Here is a 1903-nt window from a genome sequence, read left to right on the forward strand (position 1 = left end):
AAGAGATCATCCGGTATTAGCACTCGTTTCCAAGCGTTATCCCAGTCTGCCAGGCAGGTTACCCACGTGTTACTCACCCGTCCGCCGCTGACATCCATGGAGCAAGCTCCACATCAGTCCGCTCGACTTGCATGTATTAGGCACGCCGCCAGCGTTCGTCCTGAGCCAGGATCAAACTCTCAATTAAAGTTTGATTCAAGGCTCGAATCGATTCTCATCTATCACTCGTTTAGTTTTCAAGGATCAATCTCGTCACCACCGTGTCTCTCGCGGCGACAAGAGTTATCTTACCATGCCCGCAAGGGTGTCACAACAGCACTTCCACCTCATTCCAGAACAAATTCAGACTCTAGTTGCCTTCTAGGACAACCTCATGAACTGACCTCCTGTTTTTGTTCTGGTACGCAGGATTCCTCCTCTATCGATACTTCCAAAGAAATGCAAAAAAAGACCCGATCCGCAATGGATCGAGTCTTTTTGTTCCTGATGCTGTTGCCTCGCGACGTCCTACTCTCCCAGGACCCTGCGGTCCAAGTACCATCGGCGCTGGAAAGCTTAACTTCTGTGTTCGAGATGGGAACAGGTGTGACCTTTCCGCCATCATCACGAGGCTTTAATATGGTGGGCCCAAGAAGATTCGAACTTCCGACCTCACGATTATCAGTCGTGCGCTCTAGCCAACTGAGCTATGGGCCCATATGGAGCGGGTGATGGGAATCGAACCCACGCTGTCGGCTTGGGAAGCCGGAGTTCTACCATTGAACTACACCCGCTTATCATGAAGTGTTGAAAGGTAAAGTGGCGGAGCTGACGGGATTCGAACCCGCGGTCTTCCGCGTGACAGGCGGACATGTTAGGCCACTACACCACAGCTCCAAAAGAAAGTGGCGTGCCCTGAGAGATTCGAACTCCCGGCCTTTTGATTCGTAGTCAAACGCTCTATCCAGCTGAGCTAAGGGCACGCGATGAAGTTTTGAGAAAAACATGGTGAGCCATGAAGGACTTGAACCTTCGACACCCTGATTAAAAGTCAGGTGCTCTACCAACTGAGCTAATGGCTCGCAATGGCTGGGGAGGAAGGGATCGAACCTTCGCATGACAGAGTCAAAGTCTGTTGCCTTACCGCTTGGCGACTCCCCAACAGACAGAATGCGTTGGTTTAAAAACATGGGGCGATCGAGGGGAATCGAACCCCCGAATGCCAGAGCCACAATCTGGTGCGTTCACCACTTCGCCACGACCGCCATGTTGAATAGAAAAAGTAAAGAAGTAAAGATGGCAGGGGCAGCAGGACTTGAACCCACGACATTCGGTTTTGGAGACCGACGTTCTACCAACTGAACTATGCCCCTGTGTTGGATGTTGCGCTTATCAACCACTCTCTCGCGGCGACAGGAGTAATCTTATCATGAATGCCCCAGCATCTCAATCACGAAGATCAGACAAAGTCGAACAAACGATGGTAACAGGCTTGTTTACGACGCTTACTGCTCACTCTTCCTTGTGATTTCACCCGTTTTCGCCATGATACGGGTGATTGTCTACGCCTACAATTCTCGGAAATCGGAACACGAAAAAAGCACTCGGAGTAAACACTCCGAGTGCTTTCGTTACTAGTTATGGTGCGGTCGAGAAGACTCGAACTTCCACGGGGTAACCCCCACACGCCCCTCAAGCGTGCGCGTCTGCCATTCCGCCACGACCGCATAAAACTTGATACGCTGGATAGAGCAACTTTGTGAGTTCAAGACCTTGCATTGCGTAGGATAAGCCCTCGACCTATTAGTACTGGTCAGCTAAATGCCTCGCGGCACGTACACACCCAGCCTATCAACCCAGTCTTCTACTGGGGGTCTTACCACGTTGACCGTGTGGGAAGTCTTATCTTGAGGGGGGCTTCGCG

At 51.3% G+C, this 1903-nt stretch carries 9 tRNA genes and 3 rRNA genes; all 12 read right to left on the minus strand.

Annotation, left to right across the window (positions count from 1 at the left end):
• Positions 1-187: ribosomal RNA gene (locus C7459_RS22705) — 16S ribosomal RNA — on the minus strand; the annotation flags it as partial.
• Between the two features lie 307 nt (positions 188-494).
• Positions 495-611 (minus strand): 5S ribosomal RNA (rrf, locus tag C7459_RS22710).
• 8 nt (positions 612-619) lie between these two features.
• Positions 620-696: transfer RNA gene (locus C7459_RS22715), tRNA-Ile, on the minus strand.
• A 3-nt stretch (positions 697-699) separates the two neighbouring features.
• Positions 700-773 (minus strand) — tRNA-Gly (locus C7459_RS22720).
• Positions 774-799: 26 nt separating this feature from the next.
• Positions 800-876, minus strand: a tRNA-Asp gene (locus C7459_RS22725).
• Between the two features lie 9 nt (positions 877-885).
• A tRNA-Arg gene (locus C7459_RS22730) sits at positions 886-962 on the minus strand.
• 23 nt (positions 963-985) lie between these two features.
• Positions 986-1061, minus strand: a tRNA-Lys gene (locus C7459_RS22735).
• Positions 1062-1065: 4 nt separating this feature from the next.
• Positions 1066-1140: transfer RNA gene (locus C7459_RS22740), tRNA-Gln, on the minus strand.
• 28 nt (positions 1141-1168) lie between these two features.
• Positions 1169-1244 (minus strand) — tRNA-His (locus C7459_RS22745).
• A gap of 32 nt (positions 1245-1276) precedes the next feature.
• A tRNA-Trp gene (locus tag C7459_RS22750) sits at positions 1277-1352 on the minus strand.
• A gap of 268 nt (positions 1353-1620) precedes the next feature.
• Positions 1621-1706: transfer RNA gene (locus C7459_RS22755), tRNA-Leu, on the minus strand.
• A 56-nt stretch (positions 1707-1762) separates the two neighbouring features.
• Positions 1763-1903: ribosomal RNA gene (locus C7459_RS22760) — 23S ribosomal RNA — on the minus strand; the annotation flags it as partial.

It is taken from the genome of Tumebacillus permanentifrigoris (assembly GCF_003148565.1).
Classification (GTDB): domain Bacteria; phylum Bacillota; class Bacilli; order Tumebacillales; family Tumebacillaceae; genus Tumebacillus; species Tumebacillus permanentifrigoris.